Annotated in this window: 2 tRNA genes and 3 rRNA genes; all 5 read right to left on the bottom strand. The window is 60.1% G+C overall.

Annotated elements, in window-relative coordinates:
- Nucleotides 1-15 precede the first annotated feature (15 nt).
- The 5 genes from rrf to G8O23_RS16915 all read right to left on the bottom strand — a co-directional run bounded on the left by rrf (nt 16) and on the right by G8O23_RS16915 (nt 5346).
- Nucleotides 16-126, bottom strand: a 5S ribosomal RNA gene (rrf, locus tag G8O23_RS16935).
- 84 nt (nt 127-210) lie between these two features.
- Nucleotides 211-3098, bottom strand: a 23S ribosomal RNA gene (locus tag G8O23_RS16930).
- 393 nt (nt 3099-3491) lie between these two features.
- Nucleotides 3492-3565, bottom strand: a tRNA-Ala gene (locus G8O23_RS16925).
- An 87-nt stretch (nt 3566-3652) separates the two neighbouring features.
- Nucleotides 3653-3726 (bottom strand) — tRNA-Ile (locus tag G8O23_RS16920).
- Between the two features lie 96 nt (nt 3727-3822).
- Nucleotides 3823-5346, bottom strand: a 16S ribosomal RNA gene (locus G8O23_RS16915).
- The 16S, 23S and 5S rRNA genes sit together here with 2 tRNA genes alongside, the layout of an rRNA operon.
- Nucleotides 5347-5543 lie beyond the last annotated feature (197 nt).

Raw genomic sequence — 5543 nt, 5'->3', positions numbered from 1 at the left:
GCTCGGGGCTTTGAAGGATGGCGGCGACCTACTCTCCCACCTTTCGGCAGTACCATCGGCGCTGGTGGGCTTAACTTCTCTGTTCGGCATGGGAAGAGGTGGAGCCCCACCGCAATAGCCACCTGAAGGCTACCCGGCCCGCCCTGCGGGCCGTATGCTGTTTGACGTGGTGGTGTGAGCAGGAGCGCGACCGGCGCGCACCCGGCGCCGCGCGGAAAGCCGTTCGGGCGATTAGTACTGCTCGGCTTTGCCATCGCTGGCTTTACACCTGCAGCCTATCAACGTGGTCATCTTCCACGGCCCTCGAGGGAGGCCTCATCTTGAGGGGGGCTTCGCGCTTAGATGCTTTCAGCGCTTATCCCGTCCGCACATAGCTACCCTGCGATGCAGCTGGCGCCACAACAGGTACACTAGCGGTGCGTCCAGCACGGTCCTCTCGTACTAGTGCCAGGGCCTCGCAAGCCTCCTACGCCCGCAACAGATAGGGACCGAACTGTCTCACGACGTTCTGAACCCAGCTCGCGTGCCACTTTAATCGGCGAACAGCCGAACCCTTGGGACCTTCTCCAGCCCCAGGATGTGACGAGCCGACATCGAGGTGCCAAACCGCCCCGTCGATATGAGCTCTTGGGGGCGATCAGCCTGTTATCCCCGGAGTACCTTTTATCCTTTGAGCGATGGCCCTTCCATGCGGAACCACCGGATCACTATGCCCGACTTTCGTCCCTGCTCGGCCTGTCGGCCTCACAGTCAAGCGCCCTTGTGCCATTGCACTCCCCGCGCGATTACCATCCGCGCTGAGGGCACCTTGGGAAGCCTCCGTTACGCTTTTGGAGGCGACCACCCCAGTCAAACTACCCGCCAAGCGGTGTCTCCGTTTAAGGCGGATTAGGTCCCAAGCAGACGAAGGGCCGTATTTCAAGGACGGCTCCCCGAACCCTGGCGGGCCCGGTTCACAGCCTCCGGCCTATCCTACACATCGCCTGCCCAGAACCAGCGCTAAGCTGCAGTAAAGGTTCACGGGGTCTTTCCGTCCCGTTGCGGGTACGCGGCATCTTCACCGCGACTTCAATTTCACCGAGCTCATGGCTGAGACAGCGCCCAGATCGTTACACCATTCGTGCAGGTCGGAACTTACCCGACAAGGAATTTCGCTACCTTAGGACCGTTATAGTTACGGCCGCCGTTTACCGGGGCTTCGATTCAATGCTTCTCCGAAGATGACATCCCCTCTTAACCTTCCGGCACCGGGCAGGTGTCAGGCCCTATACATCATCTCTCGATTTGGCAGAGCCATGTGTTTTTGATAAACAGTCGCCTGGGCCATTTCTCTGCGCCCGCCTCGCGGCGGGACCCTTTCTCCCGAAGTTACAGGGTCAGTTTGCCTAGTTCCTTAGCCATGATTCACTCGAGCACCTTAGGATCCTCTCCTCGACCACCTGTGTCGGTTTGCGGTACGGGTGCCGTACGCCTGAAGCTTAGGGGGTTTTCTTGGGAGTATGCTTAGGGCCGCTATCCGCTCGCCCGAGGGCTCGCGGTACTTTCGGGTTCGGCAGCCCGGGGCTACTAACCCCAGCCTGTACCTACACCCTTAAACCCGGTATTCCGTCACCGGGCGGGCCTTTCACTCCTCCGTCGCCCCATCGCAGCGCACGGCAGTGCCGGAATGTTGACCGGCTTGCCATCGGCATCGGCCTTCGCCTTAGCCTTAGGACCCGACTAACCCTGATCCGATTAGCGTTGATCAGGAAACCTTGGTCTTTCGGTGGGCGGGTTTCTCGCCCGCCTTGTCGTTACTCATGCCTACATTTGCTTTTCCGGACGCTCCACCGCCCCTCGCGGGGCCGCTTCGGCGCGGTCCGGAATGCTCCCCTACCACTTATAATAAATCATAAATCCAGAGCTTCGGTGGTACGCTTGATGCCCGCTCATTATCCACGCACGGCCGCTCGACTAGTGAGCTGTTACGCACTCTTTGAATGGATGGCTGCTTCCAAGCCAACATCCTAGCTGTCACTGCAGCCGCACCACGTTTGTTCAACTTAGCGTACACTTGGGGACCTTAGCTGCTGGTCCGGGTTCTTTCCCTCTCGTCGCTGGACCTTAGCACCCAGCGGCTCACTCCCGGGTATCGCACCGCGGCATTCGGAGTTTGTCAGGATTTGATAGGCGGCGAAGCCCTCGCATCCAGTCAGTAGCTCTACCTCCGCGGTGGTACGCCCGAGGCTGCCCCTAAAGGCATTTCGGGGAGTACGAGCTATTTCTCAGCTTGATTGGCCTTTCACCCCCACCCACAGCTCATCCGAAAGCTTTTCAACGCTTACCGGTTCGGTCCTCCAGTGTGTGTTACCACACCTTCAACCTGGCCATGGGTAGATCGCAAAGTTTCGCGTCTGCACCGCCCGACTCAACGCCCTGTTCGGACTCGCCTTCGCTTCGGCTCCCCGCTTTCAAGCGGTTAACCTCGCCGGACAGCGCAACTCGTAGGCTCATTATGCAAAAGGCACGCCGTCATCCCGACGAATCGGGACTCCGACCGCTTGTAGGCGCACGGTTTCAGGCACTATTTCACTCCCCTGCTCGGGGTGCTTTTCACCTTTCCCTCACGGTACTGGTTCGCTATCGGTCTCTCGGGAGTATTTAGCCTTGCGGGATGGTCCCCGCGGGTTCGGACAGGGTTTCACGTGCCCCGCCCTACTCAGGGTACCGCCGGCGCCGGCTCAGCTTGCGCGTACGGGGCTATCACCCGCTACGGCCCCGCTTTCCAGCGGGTTCCGCTTCGCACGCCTGCACCTCATGGCGGCCCTACAACCCCGCGCCCGCCGTAACGGGCCCGGTTTGGGCTGCTCCCCGTTCGCTCGCCGCTACTGGGGGAATCACTCTTGTTTTCTTCTCCTCCGGGTACTTAGATGTTTCAGTTCCCCAGGTTCGCCTCCCGATCGCTCGGGATATCCCGTCATCAACGGGATGGGTTGCCCCATTCGGACACCCGCGGATCGATGGGTATGTGCCCCTCCCCGCGGCTTTTCGCAGCTTGTCGCGTCCTTCGTCGCCTCCGAGAGCCTAGGCATCCCCCGTGCGCCCTTAATCACTTCCCGCGCGCTCGCGCGCCCGGTGTTCGCTCGGTCTTTGCTCTTGCTCAGAAATAAATCTTTCTACTATTGTTGTTGCAATACATATCAGTGTTTATTCACACCACCACCACGTCAAAGAACTTCTCCCGCCCTGAGGCGGAGCTGTGGAGAATAACGGTCTCGAACCGCTGACCCTCCCGACCTGCCGGTCGGGATGCTCCAGCCCCTCCGGCTGTACCCCTGCGCTTCATCATCGTCATCGCTGTACTGGAGGTCGTTACCCCAGTCTTGTGGAGAATAACGGATTCGAACCGTTGACCCTCCCGACCGGCAGGTCGGGATGCTCCAGCCCCTCCGGCTGTACCCCTGCGCTTCATCATCGTCATCGCTGTACTGGAGGTCGTTACCCCAGTCTTGTGGAGAATAACGGATTCGAACCGTTGACCCCCTGCGTGCAAGGCAGGTGCTCTAGCCAGCTGAGCTAATTCCCCTTTGCCAGAACTAGCCCCGGTGACCCTCCCGACCGCAGGTCGGGATGCTCTAGCCAGCTGAGCTAATTCCCCGGTCGTAGGACGCCGTAGTCCCGCCCAGACTTGAACTGGGGACCTCTACATTATCAGTGTAGCGCTCTAACCAGCTGAGCTACGGGACTGTCTGCCCGCGCGTCGCACGCCTTTCCAATGAAAATCAACACACGGCACCCAAGAACAAAGGGGAGGGCGCTCGGCCTCGCGGCCCCGCGCTCCAGAAAGGAGGTATTCCAGCCGCACCTTCCGGTACGGCTACCTTGTTACGACTTAGCCCCAGTCACCAGTTTTACCCTAGGCCGCTCCTCGCGGTTACGGACTTCAGGTACCCCCGGCTTCCATGGCTTGACGGGCGGTGTGTACAAGGCCCGGGAACGTATTCACCGCGCCGTGGCTGATGCGCGATTACTAGCGAATCCAGCTTCACGGAGTCGGGTTGCAGACTCCGATCCGAACTGGGACCGGCTTTCGGGATTCGCGCCCCCTCGCGGGGTGGCTGCCCTCTGTACCGGCCATTGTAACACGTGTGTAGCCCTGGACGTAAGGGCCGTGCTGATTTGACGTCATCCCCACCTTCCTCGCAGCTTACGCTGGCAGTTCCGCTAGAGTCCCCGGCATGATCCGCTGGCAACTAGCAGTAGGGGTTGCGCTCGTTATGGGACTTAACCCGACACCTCACGGCACGAGCTGACGACAACCATGCAGCACCTCGCAAACGGCCATCGCTGGCGCGCCCCTCTCGGGGCGGTTCCGAATGCGTTCTAGCCCAGGTAAGGTTCCTCGCGTATCATCGAATTAAACCACATGTTCCTCCGCTTGTGCGGGCCCCCGTCAATTCCTTTGAGTTTCAACCTTGCGATCGTACTCCCCAGGTGGATCACTTAATGCTTTCGCTCAGACGCCGACAGCGTGTCGCCGGCATCCAGTGATCATCGTTTACGGCGTGGACTACCAGGGTATCTAATCCTGTTTGATCCCCACGCTTTCGTGCCTCAGCGTCGATCTCGGCCTGGCCAGCTGCCTTCGCGATCGGCGTTCCGCGTGATATCTAAGCATTTCACCGCTACACCACGCATTCCGCCGGCCCCGACCGAATCCAAGGCGCCCAGTTTCAACGGCAGTTCAACGGTTGAGCCGCTGCCTTTCACCGCTGACTTAGGCGCCCGCCTACGCACCCTTTAAACCCAGTAAATCCGGATAACGCTCGGATCCTCCGTATTACCGCGGCTGCTGGCACGGAGTTAGCCGATCCTTATTCGCACGGTACCGGCATCCCCCCTCACGAGGGGGTTATTCTTCCCGTGCAAAAGCAGTTTACAACCCGTAGGGCCGTCATCCTGCACGCGGCATGGCTGGTTCAGGCTTCCGCCCATTGACCAATATTCCTCACTGCTGCCTCCCGTAGGAGTCTGGTCCGTGTCTCAGTACCAGTGTGGGGGACCATCCTCTCAGACCCCCTAGCCATCGTCGCCTTGGTGGGCCGTTACCCCGCCAACCAGCTAATGGCACGCATGACCATCCCCCGCCGCCGTAGCTTTACCCCCCGGACCATGCGGTCCGGGGAGGCCATGGGGTATTAATCCGCCTTTCGACGGGCTATCCCCCAGCGGGGGGCAGGTTTCATACGCGTTACGCACCCGTGCGCCGGTCGCCGCCAGGTGTTGCCACCCGCGCTGCCCCTCGACTTGCATGTGTTAGGCCTGCCGCTAGCGTTCATCCTGAGCCAGGATCAAACTCTTCGTTGTAGTTATGTCTGTCTCTTGAGTATCTCTCGCGCGGCGCGCCCTCCGGCTCCGCCGCCCTCCCATTGGATGTTGACTAGTTTAGTAATCTTCTTCCTTACTTTCTTCTTGGTGCCAATGTGTCAAAGAACCTCTATCTCTCGCCGCCCCGTGGCGGCCAAAATATGCCTCTCATAATTCAAACCCCGGCTCCGACGAAC

The organism is Perlabentimonas gracilis (assembly GCF_011174675.1).
GTDB classification, from domain to species: Bacteria; Bacteroidota; Bacteroidia; order Bacteroidales; family Tenuifilaceae; genus Perlabentimonas; species Perlabentimonas gracilis.
Note: the sequence above shows the minus strand (reverse complement) of the source record. Positions and strands in the feature narration are given on the sequence as shown.